Genomic DNA, 23,255 nt, shown 5'->3' with positions numbered 1-23,255 from the left:
AAAGGAACGGGCGGTTATGTCACGATGATGGATTTATCAGATGTTGAAATTTCGCCGACTTATTAAGAAGAATTTCTTAAGGCTTTTAAATAAATATTAAAAATCAAATTCTTCGTCAATTTCGATTTTGTCTAAAACCAACGAATCTAAAGGCTGTAATTTGATAAAAGACCTTGCCGGACCGATGATTTCAACCGGAAATTGTTTTTGTAAAGTGTCTTGCGCTTCCAACAATCCGCGACGCAACATCAAGTCGGCGATGTAGTGGTTGCGCTTTATATAAGTATCTTTCAGTCGCGCCTGGCCGTCAAACTGCCACGCAAAACTTCTGGGTCTAGGGACAATGCTAGCCAAAAACAACGATTCATTTAAAGTCAAATGCGAAGGATGTTTTCCAAAATAAAATAGCGAAGCTTCGCCGATTCCATAGACATTTGGTCCCCATTCGATAATATTGAAATAGACTTCCAGCATTCTTTCTTTGCTCGAAATTCGGTTATTTTCAAGAATATAAACCAGTAAAATTTCTTCTAATTTGCGCGAAAGCGTTTTTTCTCGCGTCAAGAAAACATTTTTAATCAACTGCATGCTGATCGTACTCGCGCCACGAGAGAAACGTTTGGTCTTGATGTTTTTGATGATCGATTGTTTAAAAGCTTCATTGATAAAACCGCGGTGCGAGAAAAACGACGGATCTTCAGAAGTCAAAACCGCTTTTCTCAAATAAGGAGAAATTTCGCCCAATGGAGTGAAATTTGAATTCGACGGACTCACTTCCACGGCTCTTTGGCGAATACCGTTGATGATGGCGCGATAGGTAAAACTGCTGTTTAATTTATTCAGATTTGCTTCGCCGTATTTGATAATTTTCAGGTTTTCTTTCTTGAAATTGCTATCAAAAACCAATTCGCGCGGTTTGTTTTTATTGTATAAAAATTCTAAATTATAGCTGAAATTTCCTTCGGCTTCCATTCCTTCAAAGTTGGTAAAAAGTCCTTCCGGAAGCGAAACAATAAAGTCTTGCGCCTTCATTTTTGGGATTTTTACTTTCAAGGCGTAAATCTGGTTTTTATCTTCTTTTGTTTTTTGGTAGAAAACATACGGAGAAAATTTCATCTTGTTCAAAGTCACTGTCGAACTGCTGTCAATGGCGATAAAATCTTCGCCAAAAACAAAATTATAATCAAAGTTGGCTTTTTTGATGACCACATCTTTCGTAGAAATCTTGGGATGATTTACCGTGAAATTTGCCAAAGACGAAGTGCCGTCAATGTGCAATTCATTTCCGTCCATTTCTATATTTTTAATATTTAATCGAATAGAATCGAAACCTGCTTTTAAATTATAACGTTCGTCTATATACGGGATTTGGATTTTTCCAGTATCGGCATTAAAAAAGCGAAGGTCAGTTTTTTTATTTCTTGGATCCGCAAAACCTTTGATTTTCCAAGTTTGCTTGAAATTATCAGCGGTTACGCCAATCGAAGTTTCTAATTCTTTGTCAACAAGGCGCAATTTCTTCAAGTCTAATTTCACCTTGCGACCCATATCGTCCATTTTAAGCGAAACATTTTCTAGATCCATATCGGTTGGAACCAGATTCAGTGCTTGATTCAGCATCCTGTAGGCTTTTTGGGCATAATTGACATCCACATTCGTGGTGTCTTGAAGCGTATCTTTTTTAAGGAAGGCATCAAAGTTTCGGCCTTTTTCGTTTTTTACCAATTGTACAAAACCGTTTTTGACATACAAGGTTCCAAGTTGCACATCGCCAGTCAAAAGTTTCCAGAAACTCACATTGGTTTTGACGCTTTGCACTTTTAAAAGCGTGTCCGCATTCTTTGGAACAATCAGAATATTCTCTAAAGCAATTCCGGAAAAACCTTCGAAAGAAGCTGATTTTATTGAGAATTTGCTATCATATTCGGTCTCCATTTTCGCAGAAACTTTGGTAATCGCTTTTTGTAACAAGGAATTTCTGAAAATAAAAAACAAGCCAATGGCAAGCACAAGCAGTGTTGCAATAATTGTAATGGCAAGCACCACTTTCTGTTTTTTAGTTTTCATTCAGAATTTTCAAGTTTAAAACACAAATATAAAGGAATAATGCAAAAACTGCTGTTGTTAATCTCGAATTAACAGACTATTCCCGCAACATTTTTAGCGAAAAATAACCTATAACAATAATTATTATTCCCATTAACGCCCAAAGCCAAATTTTATTTTCAAACAATGGCGATTGGGTAACATTCTTAAAATCAGGATTGATTTCTTCTTTTGAAAGTGTAACTTCAGTAATGTTTTTAGGAATGTTTTCTTGAAAATTTTCAATATCATAACTCAGTTTAGAAGCTTTATTATTTCCATAAAATAAATCGTAATTGCCTTTTTTAGTAAATCTTGCGAGTAAATAATAAATCGGGTTTTTGACAGTTACACTGTTAATTTCTAAAGGCTGGTTGTTTTCGTTTTCTATCGTGATTCTTAGTTTTTTAGCCAATGAATTCCCAAGAGAAAAACTATTTTTATCTAAGGAACTCAAGGTTTCTTGCGATACAATTTCATAATTAAAATGCCAGCCTTTTTCGGTTTGGACACTATCTTTTAAAGCTTCAATTTTTAGTGGCCGGTAATAATCAAACGAACTTGTTACTTCAATATTCAATTGAGAAACCGGAATTTTATTCACCAACTCAATGTCAATTATCGAAAGTTTTTGCTTTGAATCAATTGCTTTTTTGATGCTTTTTATCGCAGAAATTTTTAGATTTTCGGCATTGTTTTTTTGTTGCCAAATCTTTGCTCCAGATAGTTTTGGCTGTTCATTTGCCTTGATTTTTAAACGATAGAATTTATACTTTGAATCCGGGAAATCAACTTGTGTAAACTGATAATCGGTTTGGTTATTTTTGATCGCAAGTATTCGGTAATTTTTTAGAATTGAAAACCATTCTGATTGATTATTGCTGGCTTCTAAATCAATTTTCCAATCAAAATTGTGCTGTTCAAAATCTAATTTTATTTGGTTGATTTGTTTGTTTTCTGAAAGTTCAAAAGTGTAAAAATACTCCGAGTTTTTATTCGAAACATTAATCATTTGAAACGGAATTTCAACTTGAGAAATCCTGCCTGCAGAACATTTTAGAATATAAGGCGCTTCGGTTTTTGATTTACTTTCAAAAATTCTAATGTCTGAAAAATCACTTTTTAATTTGGAGAAATCACTTTCGGGCAAAATAATTTTATGCCACGTTTCTGTGGTATTTTCTATTTTTCTTTTGAACTTAAAATCTTCTGTTTGCGCAAAAGAAGAAAAGCTTAAAAGAAGCAAAAATACTCTGAATATTTTATTTTTTATCGTCATCAAGAAGCATGTGTTTGTATTTGTTGTACATAAAGGATATGATCAAAAGCAAGATTCCGAGTAATACAAAAACAATAGTTTTTCTGATTGTATTCATCGTTGCAATGTCATAAAGAAACAGTTTTATAAGCGTGATTGCGAATAAAATTATCGCCAGCAAACGCAAATGTTTCCTGTTTTTCCAGATGCCATAACTTATTAAAAGCAATGATAAAACGCCCCATAAAATGCTTAATCCAAGTTTGCTATTTGTCCAAGAATTGTTGGCGTGAATCCAAATCAGCATTTCGGCACTTATAATCCATATTATTAAAATGGCGAAGGCGATTTCAAAAAGATGTCGGTTTTTGTCTAAATTATTTTGGAAATAAATATAAATTCTACGAATCAAAACCGCCAAGAAAGCCAACGAAATATAGTGAATTGCAACGGCAAAAATTCCGGTGCTAAAAATTGAATTTGCATCTAGATTGTAAAAACTGTAAATTAAATCGCTTTGCGTATATAATCCCGAAGTTAAAAAGACTAAAATAGCAACACCCGAAAGTGATAAAATGCTGATTTCTAAAAACTTGTTTTTTACTTTCTTTTCTACGGAAAAAAACAAAATAGAAAGATATAAAAGCGTGAAATTTAAAACCCAAATATCTCTATAATTATAATATTCAGAGAAATAGGCTTTGTGTTTAAAGATTTTTAAATCCCAATAATTGGTAATTTCCATTCGAATTGCATTGTATAAAACCAAAACAAAAACTGCCGGAATGAAGTGATTCATAAAATTTACCAACGTATTTTTGGGAGCAATTCCTTCGCGTTTTAATTTTCTTTGGAAATAAATAGTAATTCCAAAAGCGACCAAAAATAAAATCGAATTCAGGAATTGAGCGTTTAAAATTGGCGTTTCATTGTTATAATGAGACCAATCTTCGAGCAAGCTTGCTAGAGCCAAAAATAGCACGACATAAGAAAGTTTTTCATACAATAAAACGTTCTTGCTTCGTCCCAAATAATAGAGTAACATTCCTTGGAAAGCCCAAGCCAAAGTGACCCATTTTCCGTTTAATTGCACTGGGATTGCCAACGTGATGAATGTCAAAACCAATCCTATAATCAAATAAAATAAGCTTTTGTCAGCGAGTTTTTTCTTGTAAATAATCGCGCTTACAATAAAATGGATGATGGCATTCAGCAAAGTAAATAACCCAAAATAATGCGAAGCGACTGGATGTTCGTTTAAAATTGCGATTCCCAAGCCATAGAAAACAAACGAATTTGAAAGCACTGAAAAGATGTCTTTTGCTTCGTAATTTTCTTTTTTAATTAATTTAAAAGCTAAAAATGCGGTGTAAAATAGCGTGAAGAAAACGAATAAAAAGATTAATGCAATTTTAAAATGTGCATCGGGAACAAAGCTTGTAAAATACCAAGAACAGAATATGAGCCAAGTCGCCACAAAGGAAATTACGTTTAATAAGCGCCAGTATTTTTTGAAAGCAATAATCAAAATTCCGATGTTGATTATCGACATGTAGCAAAACAAAACCAGCACTTTTCCAGAACCGTCGCTCAATAAAAACGGAACGGCGTAAGCACCGACCAAACCTATAATGGAAATGACTTGCTGATTGTATTTTAAGGAGGCAAAAACGGTGAAAATCGTGAGAATTACCATGATGCCGAACGTCAAGGTTTGTGGCATCAAGCCGTATAAACTGTAGGCGAGAAAGGTAATGAAATACATAATTGCCATTGAACCGCTCAATAAAACGGCGCTGAAACTTTCAAATTTAGGCTTCAGTTTTAAAGCAAAAGCCAGTAATCCTAAACCGACGAAATAGCCTAAAATAATTCGGGTCAAAGGACTTATCAATTCGTTGTCGATGGCATATTTTGCTCCAATTCCGACACCAATTATCAGAATTAAAACTCCGATTTTATTGATTAAGTTTTCACCAATAAATTTCTCCCAATTGGATGGTTTTTGAATTCTTGGTTCTGATTTCGGGCTTATGGGTTTTGAAAAAACAACGGTTTCTCTTTGCAAAACAGGTTTGACTTCAGCAGGTTTTTCTGGATTAAAAGAAATGGTTTCTGGCGTTTTTGAAATCGAGGATTCATCGTTCTGAAATAATCGAATTTCATTGCGAATTTCAGCAATTTCTTTCTGAAAACTGTCTTGCCTTTTGATAAGGAAATCGAGTTTTTGATGAAGCAGATTTATTTTGTCTTGGTCAGGCATAAACAGAATTTTTGTAGTTAAAGATATACAAAAAAGGTGTTTGAAGTAAAAATTTGATGCGAAATTGAATTGGCTTTAGCGGCAATATGGCAATTGCAGCTAAAGCCAAATACTATAAATTTTATCCAAATAATTCTGCAGCGACATCTTCAATTTTAGAAACCAGGCGTATTTTTATAAACGTATTTTTCAACGTAATTTTATTGTATTTCGAAACAAAAATGGTTGAAAAACCTAATTTTTCTGCTTCCTGAATTCTTTGGTCCACACGATTTACAGGCCGAATTTCTCCAGAAAGCCCAACTTCACCGGCAAAACAAAAATCTTTTCCTACTGCAATGTCTTCGTTGGATGAAAGAATCGACGCTACGACTGCCAAGTCAATTGCGGGATCATCCACAGAAATTCCTCCGGTAATGTTCAGGAAAACATCTTTGGCACCCAGTCTGAATCCGGCTCTTTTCTCCAAAACAGCCAAAATCATATTCAGTCTTTTTGCGTTGTAACCAGTCGTGCTTCGCTGTGGCGTTCCATAAACTGCGGTGGACACCAAAGCTTGAATTTCAATCATAATCGGGCGCATTCCTTCCATCGTGGTGGCGATTGCGGTTCCTGAAAGTTCTTCTTCTTTGTGAGAAATCAATATTTCTGATGGATTTGAAACTTCTCTCAAACCCGTTCCTTGCATTTCATAAATTCCTAATTCTGCGGTAGAACCAAAACGGTTTTTCAACGAACGAAGAATTCTGTAAATGTGATTTCTATCGCCTTCAAACTGCAAAACGGTATCCACCATATGTTCTAAAATCTTTGGTCCGGCGATGTTTCCGTCTTTGGTAATATGTCCGATTAAAATCACCGGAATATTGGTTTCTTTGGCAAATTTTATCAGTTCGGCCGTTGTTTCCCTGATTTGCGAAATGCTTCCGGCAGTAGATTCAATATAATCGGTATGAAGCGTTTGGATCGAATCGATAATCACGATTTCGGGTTCAATCGCCTCAATCTGCTTAAAGATATTTTGCGTTTTAGTTTCCGTCAAAATATAGCAATTGTCACTTAACGGATTGATTCTTTCGGCACGCATTTTTATCTGTTTTTGGCTTTCTTCGCCCGAAACATATAAGGTGCGGTATGGTAATTTTAATGAGATTTGGAGTAAAAGCGTACTTTTTCCAATACCTGGTTCTCCGCCTAAAAGTATTAAGGAGCCAGGCACGATGCCGCCACCCAAGACACGATTTAGTTCGCCATCGCGTGTGTCCATGCGAATTTCTTCGGTGCTGTCAATCTCGTGGATTTTTAAGGGTTTGGTGACTCTTTTTGAATCAGGTGAACTGGCTGTTTTCCAGTCTTTTTTGTCTTCTTTTTGGATTATTTCTTCGGCAATCGTGTTCCATTCTTTGCACGAATTGCATTGGCCTTGCCATTTTGAATATTGTGCGCCACAATTTTGGCAGAAAAAAGTTGTTTTTACTTTCGACATATACTTATTTCGTCTTCATTTCGTCTGCTTTTTCAAGCATCATATCTTTGGTTAAATCTCCGATTTCATTTTTTGTATAGGCATTTTGGTAGGATTTAAATGCTTTTTTAAAATCGCCCGTGTGCTCGTACATCATTCCTAATTCATAATCTGCAAGCATCGCTTTTGGATAACTTTTTTTCGCTAAATCCGCTAATTTTTCAAATTCAGCATAGGCCTTGTTTTTTAATATTGCCGCTTCAATTGCTTTGAAATCATTTACTCTTATTGGCATTTTTATGCCTAGGGATTTTTCTATAATGGTATATTTATTAGCTAAATAATCAACATAACCGCTTGGCAGTTTTGCAATTTTATCTTGAAATTCAGAAGAAGAAATAGGTTGGTAAGCGGTGAAAATTTGGTACAAAGCATTTGGAACGGCTTGCAAAACTAAGGAATAATGCGTTGCATTTTTAAATTCATCAAAACGATAATTCACATTCGGATTCAATTTGTTTTTGATGTTTTGGTCCAATTCCTGAATTTTCTTCTGCATTCTTTTCAAATCACCATCGGCAGTGGCTTGATAGTAAAAAAGAGGCTGTTTGGCAACAGCAAGTCTATCAGCAATTCGCGTTTCCATTTCTGGAGCAAATTCTGGACTTAAAGAAATATAAGCGTTAAAAATTGGCTGGTCCTTGTATAAATAAAAATTCAAAAATCCAGCGGTAGTGTCGTGACCGGCGATTATCCTGAAAGGAGCGATTCTGTATTTTTTTTCTAAAGAAGGAATCAATTCTGAACCAATAAATTCATAAAAACGAGAACCGCCTTCTTCAGGAAGTCCTGATTCTTTGTCAAACTGGCTGTCTGCAAAACGCTCTCCATTTGCATTTTGATTGATGGCTACAATGATTACCGGAGGCAAATCATCCCAATAATTCGCGTAAGAAAGTGCGCCCGCAAATGCATCAAAAAGATATTCTCCATCCAAAACAATCATCAAAGGGAATTTTCTTTCCGATTCTTTTTCATAATTTGGAGGTAATGAAATCGTGATCTGTCGTGAGCCATTTAGCTTTTCTGATTTGACAATTTCAGTGGTCTTTTGGGCAAATAAGCTCAGTGAAAACAATGAAAAGGTAAGGAGTAATAGTTTTTTCATTTTGGAGGTTTGGTTAGTTGATCTCTTTCGAAATTTCTTCTGATTTAGGAAAGCAAGATACTGATTTATTTTTCTATTGAGAAATATGGTTTTTCAATATCTTCGCAATTATTAACAGCTGACAAAAATGAAATTGTATCCCATTCTTTTCTTCCTATTTTCTCTTTCCATAAGTGCCCAAGAAAATAAAGCATTTTCTGAATTAAAAAACGAGCCAAAACTTAGAGAGAATATGCGGCTTCTTGATTTTTACATGCAAAATAACGATTCGAAGATTTTAGAATTGGTCTCAGAAGATGTTTCTTTTGGGCATTCTAACGGTTGGGTTCAGAATTTTGACGATTTCAAGAAAGATTTTGAATCTAAAAAAGTCAGCTATAAATCAATTGAACAAACCGATCTTTCCGAATTTAAACGAAATAAAAAAACAGTCAGCCTTCGCCGAAAAGTAAAAGTTGCTGGAATCTATAAAGTTTATGATTTTGAAATGACGCTTTCGCTATTGGAAATTTGGATCAAAAAAGGGAAATCTTGGCGCCTCTGGAGCCGACAAGCGATTGAATTAAAAGAAAAACCAGAATAATATTATTGCTTTTTTCGGTTTAAAATGGGTAGCAACAAGAAAGACAATCCGCCAAGAATTATGATTTGGATGGTTTGTGATGTCCAGATAATCCATCCAAAAGCGGTTCCAGCTTCCTTTGGAATTCCGTACAAAGCTAATATTCCGGCGATTACTACGGGGAAAACTCCAAAACCTCCGTTGGAAAATGAAATAGCCAAACTTCCGATAACGAAAGCAGTTACCACTATGCCAAAACTGATTTCGCTAGTTTCTTCCAAAGCAAAAATAGCGGAGTAAAAAGTAAGTACGTAACAAACCCAAATCACGGCGGTGTGAAAGATAAACGGCCATTTTTTTTCCATTTTCCACACGCTCAAAAGACCTTCTGTCAATCCAGAAATTTTCACCTTGACCATTAGAATCCATTTTGATTTTGAATACATAAAAATCAAGATTGAACTGATGAAAATGACTAGGGCAACAACACCATAAACCAACAGTTTTTCTACTGGAATTGTGGACAATAGAAACGTTTTTAAAACGTCAAATTGCAATAGCACAGCGGTGGCGATAAATGCCAAAAGGATCATGAAATCAACAACTCTTTCTGCAATAATGCTTCCGAAAGCCTTGTCAAAAGGAATGTCTTCGTATTTTTTTAAGACCAAGGCTCTTGAAACCTCCCCCGATCTTGGGATGGTCATGTTCATAAAATAAGCAATCCAAACCGCCATGAAGTTATTTTTGAACGGAGAATTGTATCCCATGTGTTCCAACATGAATTTCCAGCGATACGCACGGGCGGCGTGACTGATGAATCCGAAAATTAAGGCGATAAAAATATAGGTGTAATCAGCATTGACGAAATAGCTTTTCATTTCTTCCAATTGTGCTGGCGTAAATGAATTGTAAGTGTAGATGGTCAAAAAAACTCCCAACAGAATTGGGAGCGCTATCGATAATGCTTTGCTTATTTTTTTTTTCAAAAGACGCTTACGTTAAAGTGTTGTCTTTTTCATTTGGGAAAACCAATGTTGGCTTGAATGTTTTTGCTTCTTCAAAATCAAGTATTCCATAAGAAATGATGATGATGATGTCGCCTTTTTGAACCATTCTTGCCGCAGGGCCATTTAAAGTAATGTCGCCGCTGTTTCTGTTTCCTTTAATGGCATACGTCTCTAAACGGGCGCCATTATTGATATTTACAATTGAAACTTTTTCTCCTTCTACTATGTTGGATGCTTCCATCAACGCTTCGTCAATAGTGATGCTTCCGATATAGTTTAAATCTGCTCCAGTTACCGTTACGCGGTGAATCTTGGACTTAACAACTTGAATTTGCATGGGGCAAAGGTAATTATTTTTTAATTTAGTGCGATATTATCTATCAAACGGATATTGTTAATAAAAACAGCTATAAAAGCGCGGTATTTTTTATCTTTTTTGTTTTCAGCTGAAGAAATTAATTCTTCTTCATCGGCAATCTCAAAATATTCTAATTTGAACTCCGCATTTTGCTTGAAAACATTTTCTACATATTCACTAACTTCTTTCGCAGAATTCGTGCCAAATTTTTCCTTGGCAGTCTTTAATGTCTTGTAAATCAATGCGGCATCTTCTCTGGCTTTAAGCGAAAGCCTTTCGTTTCTGGAGCTCATTGCCAATCCGTTTTCTTCTCTAAAAATGGGACAGCCGATTACGTTTACGGACAAATGATGCTTTTTGACCATTTTTTTGACAATCTGCAACTGCTGGAAATCTTTTTCTCCAAAGTAAGCATTGGTTGGATTTGCAATTTCAAAAAGACGCTTGACAATGGTTCCCACTCCGTCAAAATGGCCAGGCCGGTGGGCGCCTTCCATTTGGTTTTCCAATCCGTCAAAATTAAACGAAGCGGAAACGGTATTTCCTTGGTAAATATCTTCTACGCTTGGTGCAAAAATAATGACCTCTTTGCTTACGGCTTCAATTTTTTCGGTATCTATTTCTATCGTTCTTGGGTATTTTTCTAAATCTTCAGCATTGTTAAACTGCGTTGGATTTACAAAAATGCTGACAATGGTAATTTGATTATCTGTTAAAGAATTCTTGATCAGCGACAAATGGCCTTTGTGCAAAGCTCCCATTGTGGGTACGAATCCGATTGTTGTGTTTGGGCCAGAAACTGACTTCAAATGGTTCTTTAGTTCTTCTTGTCTGTTGAAAATGAGCATCTGCAAATGATTAAATTGAGTGCAAACTTACCATTTTTGTTAATAACTGCATAAATTTTTGTAATTTTGCGTGTTTTTTATAGGCAATAAATAAAGTTCAAAATAATATGGAGGATAAGAGGATATTGTATGTATCATCTGAGGTAGTACCTTACTTGGCTGAAAATGAAGTATCTAATATGTCATATGACGTTCCAAAGATGATCAATGACCAGGGAGGACAAATTAGAATTTTCATGCCGAGATATGGGAATATTAATGAGAGAAGACATCAATTGCACGAGGTTATTCGTCTTTCAGGGATGAATTTGGTTGTAAATGATTTAGATATGCCGCTGATTATCAAAGTGGCATCCATTCCAAAAGAGCGAATTCAGGTTTACTTTATTGATAATGACGAGTATTTTAAGCGCAAAGCAACTTTTACTGACGAAGAAGGTGTTTTGTACCCTGATAACGACGAAAGAGCGATTTTCTTTGCAAAAGGAGTGGTGGAAACAGTTAAAAAATTAAATTGGGTTCCAGATATTATCCACGTGCACGGTTGGTTGGCAGGAATGCTTCCGGTTTACATGAAACATTTTTATAAAGATGAGGCGCTGTTTTCTGATACAAAAATTGTGACCTCAGTTTATACCTCAGGTTTTGAAGGAAATCTGGATATGGAAATGATGAAAAAAGTAGCTTTTGATGGTGTTCCAAAAGAATCGATTGAGTTGTTGGCTACGCCTAATTATGAAAACATCATGAAAACTTCAATTATGCATTCAGATGCAGTGATTGTTGGCTCTCACGACCTTCCATCAGATTTAACAAAATTTATAGAATCATCGGGAAAACCTTTTTTACCTTTCGCTGCTAAAGATAAGTTTGCAGAAGCTTATACTGATTTCTATAAAAATCAAGTTTTATAAAAAAATTACATAAAAAAATCTATGCTAAATAGTTCTATTTTAAAGAAGTTCACATTGTTTTTTGTTGGATTTGCTTTTTTGGCTTCCTGTGACAAAGACTTTGATGGTATTGGAAGTGATATCGTAGGTGATGATCATTCTGATTTTGAGAAAGAATTTGTTGATGTAAATGCTTTTTCTATAAAAACGGGTGTTGTGGAAACAACAAATCTTCCTGTAAATCCACTTGGTATTTTTTCAAATGGTAAATTTGGTAAGACTACAGCAAATTTTGTAACGCAATTAGAATTGGCTACTGAAAACCCTGTTTTTAAGAATGTGCCAATAGAGCGATTGAAAACGGTAATCTTAAAAGTTCCTTATTTCAGTCATGTGGAAGATGTGAATTCTGATGGAGTAACCACTTATAAATTAGATTCTATTTATGGAGATCGTACCGCTACAATGAAGCTTAGCGTTTATGAGAATGGATATTACATGAGAGATTTTGATCCAAACAATAACTTACAAGCTCAAAAGTTTTATTCTGATCAAGATGCTGTTTTTGATGCTGCCAAAAGAGGAACAGATGATTCAGGAAATTCTGTGACAGGAGGATTGCCTTTAAATAATGCATCAGCAGTGGGCCAAAACACAGCATTTGTTTTTAGTCCTGCAGAGATATCAATTCCTGCTGCAACTGAAGATGGTGCTGCTACTAAAGAAGCGCCACAGATGAGAATGGAATTAAATAAAAATTTCTTTCACAATAAAATAATTTCGACACCAAGTTCTAATTTAGTAAACAATAACATTTTCAAAAATCACTTTAAAGGATTGTATTTTCAAATTGAAGAAATTTCTGGAGGTGCATTATCAATGCTTGATTTTTCTAAAGGAACAATAACATTGACTTATGATGATGATAAGGCAACCATTATTGATGGTGTTGAAACTGTGAATGGAACAGTTGAAAAAACATTGGTTTTAAACTTAAAAGGAAATACAGCTAGTCTTTTGAAACACACTGCAACACCTGAAAGCAATGATTATGAAATTGCAGACGGTATTGATAAATTATATTTAAAAGGTGGAGAAGGTTCTGTAGCTTATATTGATTTATTTGCTGGTGATAATGCTGCTTTAGAAGAATTAAGAGTTAATGCGATTACAAACAATTGGTTGATTAATGAAGCAAACCTTGTATTTAATGTGGAGCAAACGGATATGATAAATACAATCGATCCAAATAGGCTTTATGTTTATGACGCCAATAACAGTCGACCTCTGCTGGATTATTCTTTTGATGGAACTGAAAACAGAGTGAAGCCTAAATATGCCAAAACCTATCACGATGGTATTGCTCAATTAACAGGAGCTTCAGGAGATTCGGATAGAAAGGCTACAAAATACAGAGTGAGAATTACAGAACATGTTAAGAATCTGATTTATAAAGATTCTACAAATGTGAGATTAGGTCTTGCGGTTACAGAAACTATTGCAAATATTGGAAACTTGTCAGTTAAGGTACCACCAACACAACAGACGAAGAAAATTCCGCTGACATCAGTAATGAGTCCTCTGGGAACTATCATTTCTGGAAGCACAAGTGCAACCCCTGCAGACAAAAGAATAAAATTAGAAATTACATTTACTAAACCTAACTAATAAAGTAAATATATGTGTGGTATTGTTGGATATATTGGTCATAGGGAAGCATTTCCTATCATCATCAAAGGATTAAAAAGATTAGAATATAGAGGATATGATAGTGCTGGAATCATGCTTTTTGATGGTGAATCCATGAAAGTTGCCAAAACTAAAGGTAAGGTTTCTGATCTTGAAGAAAAAGCGAAAGAGATTTCTACAAATGGATTCATCGGTATAGGGCACACACGTTGGGCAACACATGGTGTTCCAAATGATGTGAACTCACATCCGCATGTTTCAAATTCGGGAGAATTAGCAATAATTCACAACGGAATCATTGAAAATTATGAGCCATTAAAACAAGAATTGATCAAAAGAGGGTATACATTTAAATCAGATACTGATACTGAAGTATTGGTAAACTTGATTGAAGATGTTCAGAAAAAGCATCAATTGAAACTGGGAAAAGCGGTTCAGGTTGCTTTAAACCAAGTTGTGGGCGCTTATGCGATTTGTGTTTTTGACACAAAAAAACCTGACGAAATCGTTGCTGCAAGATTAGGAAGCCCATTGGCAATTGGTATTGGAGAAGATGAATTTTTTATCGCTTCTGATGCTTCGCCTTTTATTGAATACACTTCAAACGCTATTTATTTAGAAGATGAAGAAATGGCAATTGTCAGAAGAAATAAATCAATTAAGGTTAGAAAAATTAAAGATGATTCTTTGGTAGCGCCATATATTCAAGAACTTCAAATGAATTTGGAGCAAATTGAAAAAGGGGGCTATGAGCATTTTATGCTTAAAGAAATCTACGAGCAGCCAAGTGTAATTAGAGATACATATAGAGGAAGGCTTCTTGCCAACAAAGGAATTATCCAGATGGCCGGGATTGAAGATAATCTTGAAAAATTCCTTAATGCAGAAAGAATCATTATCGTAGCTTGCGGTACTTCATGGCATGCAGGATTAGTAGCAGAATATATTTTTGAGGAATTTGCAAGAATTCCGGTTGAAGTAGAATATGCTTCTGAATTCAGATACAGAAATCCAATCATCGGGCCAAAAGACGTCGTAATTGCTATTTCTCAATCAGGAGAAACGGCTGATACTTTAGCGGCAATTAAATTGGCTAAAGAAAGAGGTGCTTTTGTTTTCGGAGTCTGTAACGTAGTTGGCTCTTCCATTTCCCGTGAAACGCATGCAGGTGCTTACACGCACGCTGGACCAGAGATTGGTGTAGCTTCAACAAAAGCATTTACAACACAAATTACCATTTTGACGTTGATTTCTTTACGTCTTGCAAAAGCAAAAGGGACGATGTCAAATTCAGATTTCCACAGATATTTACAAGAATTAGAAATAATTCCTGAAAAGGTCCAAGAAGCTTTGCAAACGAATGATGTTGCAAAAGTGATTGCTGAAATCTATAAAGATGCTCCAAACTGTCTTTATTTAGGTAGAGGTTATAATTTTCCAGTAGCATTAGAAGGTGCTTTGAAATTAAAAGAGATTTCATACATCCATGCTGAAGGTTATCCTGCTGCAGAAATGAAACACGGGCCTATTGCATTGATTGATGAAAAAATGCCAGTAGTTGTTATCGCTCCAAAACAAGGACATTATGACAAAGTGGTAAGTAACATTCAAGAAATTAAGTCAAGAAGCGGAAAAATTATTGCGATTGTAACAAAAGGAGATACTCAAGTAAGAGATTTGGCAGATCACGTGATTGAAATTCCAGATACAATTGAGGCTTTGACTCCCTTGTTAACTACGATTCCGTTGCAACTTTTATCTTATCACATCGCTGTTTTTAGAGATTGTAATGTTGATCAGCCAAGAAATTTAGCAAAATCCGTTACTGTAGAGTAACGAAATTACTTACATATTTTAAAAAGCGAGAAATTTTTCTCGCTTTTTTTATGCCTTTACTTTTTCTTGCTATGCATGCATAGTATTGATTTTATTGAGATGACGGAAAATCTAAACTAAGAATTGTGTAAAAATTAACTTTAATTAGTAATAATTACTATAAATTTTCTGACTTTTTTTATTAATATCAAAATAATTTGTACTTTGGTATTAATAAACTAACAAATTAAACCATGAGATTGTATTTAACCATTTTGTCTTTGCTTTTCTGTGGAATAACCGCAATTGCACAGAATTCAATTTCAGGAACCGTTACCGATGATAGCGGACTTCCTCTTCCTGGAGCAACAATTAAAATTAAAGGTGAGTCAACTTCAACATTGTCAGATGCTGGAGGTAATTTTACTTTGAATCCAGAATCACAACCTCCTTTTACGGTAGAAATTTCAAGCGTTGGCTTTGCTTCGCAATCGATTGAAATCACCTCCTTATCTGAAAAGATCACTTCGTCTTTAGTTAAGCAAGAGGTTAACTTAGATGAAATCGTTGTTTCTGCTTCAAGAACTCCCGAAAGAATTCTTGAATCTCCAGTAACCATTGAAAGAATGGGGATTAGAGAGGTAAAAAATACATCTTCCGCAACATTTTATGATGGTTTAGAAAACTTAAAAGAAGTTCATTTTAACTCAAGCAGTTTGTCTTTCAAATCCATCAATACAAGAGGTTTTGCTACCGTAGCAAACACTCGTTTCTTGCAATTAGTGGACGGAATGGATAATTCTTCTCCGGCATTGAACTTTGTTTTAGGAAATCTTATCGGTCTTTCTGAATTAGATGTGCAAAGCGTGGAATTATTGCCTGGAGCGTCTTCTGCATTGTATGGAGCCAACGCTTTCAACGGAATTTTGTTTATGAACAGTAAGAGTCCATTTGATTACCAAGGAATTAGTGTTTATGCGCGATATGGAAAAACAAATCAAAAGTTAGCAGGAACAAATGATTATTATGATTTCGGGTTTAGAGCTGCACACGCTTTTTCAGATGTTTTAGCGGCTAAGGCAAACTTTACTTACTTAAGAGCAACAGAATGGGTTGCGGGTGATGAAAGAAGTATGACAAATGGCGGAATCGGACATGATGTAAATCAAAATTATGACGGTTTAAATATTTATGGAGATGAGGTAACTACTTTTATTCCAAATGTGGGTCAAGTTAGTAGAACAGGTTATTTTGAACAAGACATCAATGATAATTCTATTGAAAGTGTAAAAGCCGATTTTTCAATCCATATTAAACCAATGAAAGATGATTTTGAAATTATCTTACAACATAAATTGGGTATGGGAAATACAATTTATCAAGGTGCAAATAGATATAGATTGGAAAATTTCATTATGCAGCAAACAAAAGTAGAAGTTAAAAATAGAAACTTTTTTGTGCGTGCGTACATGACATCTGAAGATGCTGGAGATTCTTATGACATGCGTTTTGCTGCTTGGAACGTGAACAGATCTTGGAAATCAGATCAAGAATGGTTTACAAACTACGCTACAGCTTACCAACTTGCTGGAGCTACTGGACTAGCGACAACTGCGCAACAACAAGCGGCAATAGGAAGACAATACGCTGATTACAATGTTTTGCCAGCTGGTTTAACAGGTCTTCCGCAATTTACAACACCTGTCGGTTCGCCGAGATTTATGCCAGGATCACCAGAGTTTAAAAATGCTTTGGCAACTGTAATTCAAAATCCAGACTTGACTCAAGGTGCAAGATTTATAGATCATTCAAAATTATACCACACTGATGCAAATTACAATTTTAAAGAATTAACAGATGTGGTAGAAGTTCAAGTGGGTGGGTCTTTCAGAACTTATGAATTGAATTCTGAAGGTACAATTTTCACAGATTATGACGGAGCTATTAAATATGATGAATATGGTATTTATACGCAAGCTCAAAAGAAATTTATGGAGGATAGATTGAAATTTACAGGATCGCTTCGTTATGACAAATCTCAAAACTTCGAGGGACAGTTTTCTCCAAGAGTTTCCTTGGTTTATTCTGCGGGCGAACGTAAAAATCATAATTTCAGAGTATCGTTCCAAACCGGATTTAGAAATCCAACGACACAAGATCAGTATATCGGATTGGATTTAGGTCCTTTTGCTTTGATCGGTTCGGCTGAAGATAACTTAGATCGTTATACAGAAACCATGAATGTGAGTGCAGCCGGACAAGCTCTTGGTTATGCGCCAACAGTTGATTTGTCTGGAAGAAGCGCTTATTTAAGCGATGTGTATTCTGTTCCTTCGGTAAGTAGATTTGCCTTGTCTCAAAACCCTGCAGATCTTGAAATTGTAAATATAAAATTGGTTAAACCAGAACAAGTTAAGGCTTTTGAAGTAGGATATAAAGCGATTTTAGAGAACGGTCTATCTGTAGATATGAATGCGTATTATAACATTTATACTGACTTCATGAGTACCTCAAGAGTTATTACTCCTTACTACGGAATTGTTGGTTCAGATTTGACTAATCCAGAAGTTTTAAGAGGTCTTCAAGCTTTAGGGAATGGTGACAGAAGAGTGTATCAAGTTTATACAAATACTACAGAAGACGTAGCTTCTTTAGGGTTCGGAATTGGATTGTCTAAAAAAGTAGCCGGAGATTTTGAATTAGGAGTAAATTACAACCACGCACAATTTGAATTTGATCAAGCAAAAGATCCTTCTTTTATAGCAGGATTCAATACTCCAAAACACAGGGTGAAAGCCTCTTTTGGGAATCAAAAATTATTTGAAAACTTCGGGTTTAACTTGAACGCTCGATGGAGTGATGAATATTTATGGCAATCTTCATTTGCTGACGGTATGATTCCTTCGGTAACTGTTTTTGATGCACAAATGAACTATGCCGTTCCTGCAATCAAGTCTGTTTTTAAAGTAAGTGCTTCAAATTTATTCGGAAATGATTATTTGCAAGTGGTTGGTGCGGGAAGAATCGGTCAGCAATATTTAGTGTCTTGGATCATTAATCCGTAAGACGTTTTAAGAAATTATAAAAAAAATATAGATTATGATAAAAAATTTCAAATGGCTGTTGTTTGCTTCATTAAGCATCGCCCTAGTTGGTTGCTCTGATGATGATACAGAAGATGGAGTTGGGGAAGTTCCTATTTCAGCAGGAACCGCAGATTTTTCAAAATATGTGGCACTTGGAGATTCCTTCGCTGCAGGATTTAGTGACAATGCGCTGTTTAAAAAAGGACAAGAAAATGGATATCCAAATCTTTTGGCGCAACAATTTATGTTAGTTGGAGGAGGAGAATTTACACTTCCTTTAATGAATGATAATGTTGGAGGATTGTTATTTGGTGGAAACCCAAATCCCTCATTTGGGCCAAGAGTTTACCTTCAAGGTTTTTTAAATCCTACAACGCCAATCATTGTTCCCATTCCAGAATCGTCTACTACAGATGTTTTTCAGCATTTGACAGGAACCTTCAGTAATCTTGGGGTTCCCGGTGCTAAAAGCTTTCATCTGATTGCGCCTGGTTATGGCAATCCAGCAGGACTGGCTACTTCGCCTGCATCTGCAAACCCTTATTTTGTGAGGATGGCGTCCAGTGTTTCAACATCCGTACTTGCGGATGCATTAGCTCAAAACCCAACATTTTTCTCGTTGTGGATTGGTGGAAATGACGTGTTAGGGTATGCTACCAACGGAGGTGTTCCGACTTCTCAAGATCCCATTTCAGGAAATGATATCACACCGCCTGCCACTTTTGAATTTGCGTACAATCAATTGATTACGCAATTAACTGCAGGAGGCAGAAAAGGGGTTGTGGCTAATTTGCCTTACATCAATACGCTTCCATTTTTTACAACCGTGCCTTACAATCCAGTTCCGCTAGATGAAGCAACGGCAACGCAGTTGAATACACAGCTCCTTGGGCCAGTAAAACAAATTTTGACGGCTTTGGGTGAAGGAGATCGAATTGCGACTTTAACGGCCGGTTCGGCAAATCCCTTACTAATTAGAGATGAATCCTTGGTTAATTATGCAACCCAAATAACAGGAGCTTTGATGGCCGGAGGTGTTTCGCAAGCACAGGCAGGATTGATGGGAAGTTTGTATGGGCAGGCTAGGCATACCAAAAAATTAGCAAACGGTTCCTTTACAGATTTTGTATTGTTGACCAGCAGGGCTGTCATTGGAACGCCCCAAGCAGGAGTTCCGGCACCTTTTAATACTGTGGGAGTTACCTATCCAATGGAAGATAAAAGAATCTTGACAGGAACGGAAGTAGCCGAGATAAAAGTAGCTACAGATGCCTATAATGTTACAATTAAAAACGCAGCAGACGCAAATGGATTGGCTCTTGTAGATACCTACGGGATTATGAATCAATTGCTTAATGGCGGAGTTCGTTATGGGAATATTCATATTTCAGCAAGCTTTATAACAGGAGGCGCATTCTCTTTAGACGGAATCCATCCTTCGCCAAGAGGATATGCCTACATTGCAAATAAATTTTTAGAAGCCATAGAAGAAGCTTACGGCTCATCAATTCCCGAATTGAATATCGGAAACTATACTGTTCAATATGGCCAAACCATAAATTAAGAATCAATTCGATCCTAAACCATCCGCCCAAACGGATGGTTTTTTATTTGAGATGACGATAGCTTTGTCAGTTGGAATCTTCTTAAACCGACAATTCTATATTTTTTTCATATTTTTTTCGCAAAAGATTATTAATTTTTCATTTTTAAAACTATCTTTGCGCTCTGAAAAAAGAGGTGTTTTTCACAAACCTAAATAGCTATTTAATAAATACATAAGTAATGTCAAAAGTAATAGGAAAAGTTGCTCAAATCATTGGTCCAGTAGTGGACGTTGTTTTCAACGGTCAAGATGTCGAACTTCCAAAAATTTATGATTCATTAGAAATCACTAAAAAAGATGGTACTTTATTGGTACTTGAAGTGCAATCTCACATTGGAGAAAACACAGTTCGTACAATCTCAATGGACTCTACTGACGGTTTAAGCAGAGGTTATGAAGTTGTTGGAACAGGAAATCCAATCAAGATGCCAATCGGTCCAGACGTTTACGGTCGTTTATTCAACGTAATCGGAGATGCTATCGATGGTCTTGGTGAATTGCCAAAAACAGGTGATAACGGATTGTCTATCCACCGTCAAGCACCAAAATTCGAAGATTTATCTACATCTTCTGAAGTTTTATTCACAGGTATCAAAGTAATCGATTTGATTGAGCCTTATGCAAAAGGTGGAAAAATTGGATTATTTGGTGGTGCTGGAGTTGGTAAAACAGTATTGATTCAGGAGTTGATCAACAATATCGCAAAAGGTCACGGTGGTCTTTCTGTATTCGCAGGAGTAGGAGAAAGAACACGTGAAGGAAATGACTTGCTTCGTGAGATGTTAGAGTCAGGAATTATCAAATACGGAGAAGAATTCATGCACTCTATGGAAAATGGAGGATGGGATTTATCTAAAGTTGATATGCCAGGAATGAGAGAGTCAAAAGCAACTTTCGTTTTCGGTCAAATGAACGAACCACCTGGAGCAAGAGCACGTGTGGCTTTATCAGGTCTTTCTATCGCTGAATATTTCCGTGATGGAGCTGGAACTGACCAAGGAAAAGACGTTCTTTTCTTCGTTGACAATATCTTCCGTTTTACACAAGCTGGTTCTGAAGTGTCTGCACTTTTAGGACGTATGCCATCTGCGGTAGGTTACCAACCAACATTAGCAACAGAAATGGGTGCGATGCAAGAGCGTATCACATCAACAAATAAAGGATCTATTACATCTGTACAGGCGGTTTACGTTCCTGCGGATGATTTAACGGATCCAGCACCGGCAACAACGTTTGCCCACTTAGATGCAACAACGGTATTGTCTCGTAAAATCGCTGAGCTAGGTATTTATCCTGCAGTAGATCCATTGGATTCTACTTCAAGAATCTTGACACCACAAATCTTAGGTGATGAGCATTACGACTGTGCACAAAGAGTAAAAGAAATTCTTCAAAAATACAAGCAATTGCAAGATATTATCGCGATTCTTGGTATGGAAGAACTTTCTGAAGAAGATAAATTATCTGTTTCAAGAGCGCGTCGTGTACAACGTTTCTTATCTCAACCTTTCCACGTAGCGGAGCAATTTACAGGAATTCCTGGAGTTTTGGTTGACATTAAAGACACGATCAAAGGATTCAACATGATCATTGACGGAGAATTAGATCACCTTCCAGAAGCAGCTTTCAACTTGAAAGGAACTATCGAAGATGCCATCGAAGCAGGTCAAAAAATGTTAGCTGAAGCTTAATATAGTTATAAGTTGTGAGTTATGGGTTACGAGTTTTTACTCTTACTTATAACTCATAATTCATAATTCATAACCCAAAAAATTATGTATTTAGAAATTATATCGCCAGAAGCAAAATTGTTCTCAGGAAAAGTGACTTCCGTTACCGTTCCTGGAATTGACGGAGAATTCCAAATGCTGAACCACCACGCTGCAATTATTTCAATCCTTGCAAAAGGAGATATCAAGATTGCTGCTGACAGCTTTGAATTTTCAAAAGAAGCGGAAGGTAAATTTTTCCTTGGTGGTGACAAAAAATACCATTTGTCAATCAATTCTGGAACTTTAGAAATGAACGACAATAAAATCAATATCCTTGTAGATTAATTCGATTTTATTCTAATATTAAAAAAGCCTAACATTTATTTGTTAGGCTTTTTTTGTGGAGACAATTTCTTCGAATGTTTTATAAATCTTCTTTTTTGGCTCTTAATAATTTTCCTAAAAAGAAGGCGATTGCACCTACTTCAAGACCTAATCCGGCTCCAAGTACAAAGTCACTGTGTTCGATATGCATAATTTTCATGATAGCGCCAATGATGATCAGTAATGCTCCGATCATAAAAAAGATATAGATTTTTTTATTGTTCATCTTTTTAAATTTTTATTATTCTTTAATAAATTCCATAATATCACCAGGTTGGCATTCCAGAATTTCACAAATGGCTTCTAATGTAGAAAACCGAACTGCTTTGGCTTTTCCTGTTTTCAATATTGAAAGGTTGGCTGTAGTCATACCAATGCGTTCTGCCAATTCATTTGAACGCATTTTTCGCTTGGCTAACATCACATCAAGGTTTACAATTATTGGCATAATTAGATGGTTAATTCATTTTCTTCTTTAATGTTTTTTCCCATTGAAAATACTTCGCTTAAAACCATAAAGAATAACCCTAAACTGGCAGTAAATAAGAAAGAGTCAAAAAAGCCCCCTTCGATGGCTGATTCAATTCGTTCGACATCATAGATATGTGATGCCAATTTCACGAGCGATGCAACAATTGATGCTGATATGAAAGCCATGCCTATTTTGTTTAGCATTACAATAACTTCGGAGTCGAATATTTGTTTTTTTGAAAAAAGGGCTAATATTTTTCGAAATAAAAATAATCCGTAAACAAAACAGAAGTAAGCTAAAACAAGACCAAGTAATAATAACTTAGTTGTTAAATCTGAAGGTACAATGCCTTTACCGCTCATCTCTTCTAAGGATGTTTTGTCGAATGTTTCAAAGAGTGCAATTGGTGTAAAAATCACTATAGCTATTGTTGTCAATACAGTGAAGAACCAGAGTAAATCGACAAGGGCTTTTAATAAGTATAATTTTTTCATGGATTTGTTTTGTTTAAGGTCGAACAAATATATAAAAATTATCGAATAACAATAATTAAAAATTAAAAAACGATAATTTTATTTTTT

19 protein-coding genes are annotated in these 23,255 nt (G+C 35.7%); 8 read left to right on the top strand and 11 right to left on the bottom strand.

Features of this window, described 5'->3' with window-relative positions; genetic code table 11:
• Positions 1-96: 96 nt before the first annotated feature.
• From EG849_RS00305 to EG849_RS00285, 5 genes are all read right to left on the bottom strand, one after another.
• Complete coding sequence (locus tag EG849_RS00305; RefSeq protein WP_125011090.1) at positions 97-2,067, bottom strand: transglycosylase domain-containing protein; 1,971 nt, start codon at positions 2,065-2,067, stop codon at positions 97-99.
• 76 nt (positions 2,068-2,143) lie between these two features.
• Positions 2,144-3,364: a DUF3999 family protein gene (locus EG849_RS00300; RefSeq protein WP_148096048.1), complete on the bottom strand. Its 1,221-nt coding sequence runs from the start codon at positions 3,362-3,364 to the stop codon at positions 2,144-2,146.
• Complete coding sequence (locus tag EG849_RS00295) at positions 3,348-5,606, bottom strand: DUF2339 domain-containing protein (protein WP_125011088.1); 2,259 nt, start codon at positions 5,604-5,606, stop codon at positions 3,348-3,350. The genes EG849_RS00300 and EG849_RS00295 overlap by 17 nt, the downstream gene beginning before the upstream one ends.
• 121 nt (positions 5,607-5,727) lie before the next feature.
• On the bottom strand, positions 5,728-7,092 hold the full coding sequence (gene radA / locus EG849_RS00290) for a DNA repair protein RadA (RefSeq protein WP_125011087.1): 1,365 nt from the start codon (positions 7,090-7,092) through the stop codon (positions 5,728-5,730).
• Positions 7,093-7,096: 4 nt separating this feature from the next.
• On the bottom strand, positions 7,097-8,239 hold the full coding sequence (locus tag EG849_RS00285) for an alpha/beta hydrolase (protein ID WP_125011086.1): 1,143 nt from the start codon (positions 8,237-8,239) through the stop codon (positions 7,097-7,099).
• A 127-nt stretch (positions 8,240-8,366) separates the two neighbouring features.
• On the opposite strand from EG849_RS00285, the gene EG849_RS00280 reads away from it, so the two are divergent.
• Positions 8,367-8,822 (top strand): nuclear transport factor 2 family protein, encoded by a 456-nt coding sequence (locus EG849_RS00280; RefSeq protein ID WP_125011085.1) that lies wholly within the window; start codon positions 8,367-8,369, stop codon positions 8,820-8,822.
• A gap of 2 nt (positions 8,823-8,824) precedes the next feature.
• On the opposite strand, the gene EG849_RS00275 is transcribed toward EG849_RS00280, so the two are convergent.
• From EG849_RS00275 to panC, 3 genes are read right to left on the bottom strand one after another with little or no spacing between them, the layout of a single operon-like run.
• Positions 8,825-9,790, bottom strand: coding sequence for a lysylphosphatidylglycerol synthase transmembrane domain-containing protein (locus EG849_RS00275; protein WP_125011084.1), 966 nt, complete (start codon positions 9,788-9,790; stop codon positions 8,825-8,827).
• A 7-nt stretch (positions 9,791-9,797) separates the two neighbouring features.
• Positions 9,798-10,148 carry an aspartate 1-decarboxylase gene (gene panD / locus EG849_RS00270; RefSeq protein WP_125011083.1) on the bottom strand — a complete coding sequence of 117 codons (351 nt, stop codon included), beginning with the start codon at positions 10,146-10,148 and terminating at the stop codon, positions 9,798-9,800.
• A 20-nt stretch (positions 10,149-10,168) separates the two neighbouring features.
• Positions 10,169-11,017 (bottom strand): pantoate--beta-alanine ligase, encoded by an 849-nt coding sequence (gene panC / locus EG849_RS00265; protein WP_125011082.1) that lies wholly within the window; start codon positions 11,015-11,017, stop codon positions 10,169-10,171.
• 107 nt (positions 11,018-11,124) lie between these two features.
• Between panC and EG849_RS00260 the strand changes: the two genes are divergently transcribed.
• The 7 genes from EG849_RS00260 (at position 11,125) to EG849_RS00230 (ending at position 22,163) form a co-directional block, all read left to right on the top strand.
• Positions 11,125-11,931: a glycogen/starch synthase gene (locus tag EG849_RS00260; protein ID WP_125011081.1), complete on the top strand. Its 807-nt coding sequence runs from the start codon at positions 11,125-11,127 to the stop codon at positions 11,929-11,931.
• 21 nt (positions 11,932-11,952) lie between these two features.
• The gene (locus EG849_RS00255) at positions 11,953-13,578 is read left to right on the top strand and encodes a DUF4270 domain-containing protein (RefSeq protein WP_125011080.1); all 1,626 of its coding nucleotides are present in this window, start codon (positions 11,953-11,955) and stop codon (positions 13,576-13,578) included.
• 12 nt (positions 13,579-13,590) lie between these two features.
• Positions 13,591-15,435, top strand: coding sequence for a glutamine--fructose-6-phosphate transaminase (isomerizing) (gene glmS / locus EG849_RS00250; protein ID WP_125011079.1), 1,845 nt, complete (start codon positions 13,591-13,593; stop codon positions 15,433-15,435).
• A gap of 233 nt (positions 15,436-15,668) precedes the next feature.
• The gene (locus tag EG849_RS00245; protein ID WP_125011078.1) at positions 15,669-18,479 is read left to right on the top strand and encodes a carboxypeptidase-like regulatory domain-containing protein; all 2,811 of its coding nucleotides are present in this window, start codon (positions 15,669-15,671) and stop codon (positions 18,477-18,479) included.
• A gap of 34 nt (positions 18,480-18,513) precedes the next feature.
• Positions 18,514-20,064 carry an SGNH/GDSL hydrolase family protein gene (locus EG849_RS00240; protein ID WP_125011077.1) on the top strand — a complete coding sequence of 517 codons (1,551 nt, stop codon included), beginning with the start codon at positions 18,514-18,516 and terminating at the stop codon, positions 20,062-20,064.
• Positions 20,065-20,285: 221 nt separating this feature from the next.
• Positions 20,286-21,797 carry a F0F1 ATP synthase subunit beta gene (atpD, locus tag EG849_RS00235; RefSeq protein ID WP_125011076.1) on the top strand — a complete coding sequence of 504 codons (1,512 nt, stop codon included), beginning with the start codon at positions 20,286-20,288 and terminating at the stop codon, positions 21,795-21,797.
• Between the two features lie 84 nt (positions 21,798-21,881).
• Entirely contained in the window at positions 21,882-22,163 is a 282-nt protein-coding gene (locus tag EG849_RS00230; protein ID WP_125011075.1) for a FoF1 ATP synthase subunit delta/epsilon, read from the top strand.
• A 79-nt stretch (positions 22,164-22,242) separates the two neighbouring features.
• On the opposite strand, the gene EG849_RS00225 is transcribed toward EG849_RS00230, so the two are convergent.
• Genes EG849_RS00225 through EG849_RS00215 form a run of 3 tightly spaced genes read right to left on the bottom strand, consistent with a single transcriptional unit; the run spans position 22,243 to position 23,168 of the window.
• Complete coding sequence (locus EG849_RS00225; protein ID WP_125011074.1) at positions 22,243-22,428, bottom strand: GldL-related protein; 186 nt, start codon at positions 22,426-22,428, stop codon at positions 22,243-22,245.
• Between the two features lie 15 nt (positions 22,429-22,443).
• Positions 22,444-22,650: a helix-turn-helix domain-containing protein gene (locus tag EG849_RS00220; RefSeq protein WP_125011073.1), complete on the bottom strand. Its 207-nt coding sequence runs from the start codon at positions 22,648-22,650 to the stop codon at positions 22,444-22,446.
• A 2-nt stretch (positions 22,651-22,652) separates the two neighbouring features.
• Positions 22,653-23,168, bottom strand: coding sequence for a DUF2975 domain-containing protein (locus EG849_RS00215; RefSeq protein WP_125011072.1), 516 nt, complete (start codon positions 23,166-23,168; stop codon positions 22,653-22,655).
• Between the last annotated feature and the right edge of the window lie 87 nt (positions 23,169-23,255).

Source organism: Flavobacterium macacae (genome assembly GCF_003865365.1).
Taxonomy (GTDB): domain Bacteria; phylum Bacteroidota; class Bacteroidia; order Flavobacteriales; family Flavobacteriaceae; genus Flavobacterium; species Flavobacterium macacae.
The sequence above is the reverse complement of the archived record's forward strand: the minus strand, read 5'-3'. Positions and strand labels throughout refer to the sequence as shown.

What these genes read in the sequence shown, in the direction of transcription:
- EG849_RS00300 (WP_148096048.1), bottom strand. Translation starts at nt 3,364, where the DNA reads ATGACGATAAAAAATAAAATATTCAGAGTATTTTTGCTTCTTTTAAGC.
- EG849_RS00295 (WP_125011088.1), bottom strand. Translation starts at nt 5,606, where the DNA reads ATGCCTGACCAAGACAAAATAAATCTGCTTCATCAAAAACTCGATTTC.
- atpD (WP_125011076.1), top strand. Translation starts at nt 20,286, where the DNA reads ATGTCAAAAGTAATAGGAAAAGTTGCTCAAATCATTGGTCCAGTAGTG.
- panC (WP_125011082.1), bottom strand. Translation starts at nt 11,017, where the DNA reads ATGCTCATTTTCAACAGACAAGAAGAACTAAAGAACCATTTGAAGTCA.
- EG849_RS00245 (WP_125011078.1), top strand. Translation starts at nt 15,669, where the DNA reads ATGAGATTGTATTTAACCATTTTGTCTTTGCTTTTCTGTGGAATAACC.
- EG849_RS00305 (WP_125011090.1), bottom strand. Translation starts at nt 2,067, where the DNA reads ATGAAAACTAAAAAACAGAAAGTGGTGCTTGCCATTACAATTATTGCA.
- EG849_RS00215 (WP_125011072.1), bottom strand. Translation starts at nt 23,168, where the DNA reads ATGAAAAAATTATACTTATTAAAAGCCCTTGTCGATTTACTCTGGTTC.
- EG849_RS00240 (WP_125011077.1), top strand. Translation starts at nt 18,514, where the DNA reads ATGATAAAAAATTTCAAATGGCTGTTGTTTGCTTCATTAAGCATCGCC.
- EG849_RS00280 (WP_125011085.1), top strand. Translation starts at nt 8,367, where the DNA reads ATGAAATTGTATCCCATTCTTTTCTTCCTATTTTCTCTTTCCATAAGT.
- EG849_RS00285 (WP_125011086.1), bottom strand. Translation starts at nt 8,239, where the DNA reads ATGAAAAAACTATTACTCCTTACCTTTTCATTGTTTTCACTGAGCTTA.
- EG849_RS00260 (WP_125011081.1), top strand. Translation starts at nt 11,125, where the DNA reads ATGGAGGATAAGAGGATATTGTATGTATCATCTGAGGTAGTACCTTAC.
- EG849_RS00220 (WP_125011073.1), bottom strand. Translation starts at nt 22,650, where the DNA reads ATGCCAATAATTGTAAACCTTGATGTGATGTTAGCCAAGCGAAAAATG.
- EG849_RS00225 (WP_125011074.1), bottom strand. Translation starts at nt 22,428, where the DNA reads ATGAACAATAAAAAAATCTATATCTTTTTTATGATCGGAGCATTACTG.
- radA (WP_125011087.1), bottom strand. Translation starts at nt 7,092, where the DNA reads ATGTCGAAAGTAAAAACAACTTTTTTCTGCCAAAATTGTGGCGCACAA.
- panD (WP_125011083.1), bottom strand. Translation starts at nt 10,148, where the DNA reads ATGCAAATTCAAGTTGTTAAGTCCAAGATTCACCGCGTAACGGTAACT.
- EG849_RS00255 (WP_125011080.1), top strand. Translation starts at nt 11,953, where the DNA reads ATGCTAAATAGTTCTATTTTAAAGAAGTTCACATTGTTTTTTGTTGGA.
- glmS (WP_125011079.1), top strand. Translation starts at nt 13,591, where the DNA reads ATGTGTGGTATTGTTGGATATATTGGTCATAGGGAAGCATTTCCTATC.
- EG849_RS00230 (WP_125011075.1), top strand. Translation starts at nt 21,882, where the DNA reads ATGTATTTAGAAATTATATCGCCAGAAGCAAAATTGTTCTCAGGAAAA.